Origin of the sequence: Mycobacterium sp. E342, from assembly GCF_001667665.1 — a bacterium.
Classification (GTDB): domain Bacteria; phylum Actinomycetota; class Actinomycetes; order Mycobacteriales; family Mycobacteriaceae; genus Mycobacterium.
In genome coordinates this window covers 1-508 of the sequence record NZ_LZJM01000052.1, presented here as the reverse complement: position 1 = coordinate 508, position 508 = coordinate 1, and the positions used below count along the sequence as shown (strand labels likewise).

Annotated in this window: 1 protein-coding gene; it reads right to left on the bottom strand. The window is 61.8% G+C overall.

Going from position 1 to position 508, the window contains the following annotated elements:
- Positions 1 to 446, bottom strand: a 446-nt coding sequence (locus A5692_RS02670; protein WP_197514327.1) for a sensor domain-containing protein, incomplete at its 3' end; no start/stop codon positions are given.
- Positions 447 to 508 lie beyond the last annotated feature (62 nt).

The window sequence follows — 508 nt, the reverse complement described above, 5'->3', positions numbered from 1 at the left end:
TTGTCCAGAATTGTCGCGGTGGCCGGAGCGCCATTGCCGTATTGGCACACCTGCGCAGTGATGATCACATTGTTCTTCGCGCGCGCCACGTTGGGGCAGATCCAACCGGTGGGCTTCCCGTCCTGCAGTTCCGTCGCGGTCCACGTCAGATCCTTGCCGGCGGCGTCGGTCTTTTGGAATCTCCATCTCGATATGTCGTCTTTGCGGTGCAAAACGGCGTTGTCGCAGGAATTTACGGGCTTCGCGAGCCCATTGTCGAGCAACTGAGTCGCTGCTTTGGAATCGACGACCGTCGCAACGGCTTGACGGACCGCATGCTCGTACGTGTCCTTGTCCTCTTTGTAGAGATTGCTCCGCCACGCGGTGTAAGCCACCCCCACCGAGTACGTGTCTGGCGCGATCAGCGGTTCGCACTCGGGGTCACCCTCGTCGGCGAAGGCGGCCACGGGCGGGGAGGTCGCGCCGGGCGGAGGTTTGGACGCCCAGTTGAGTTTCGCACCGACAATCT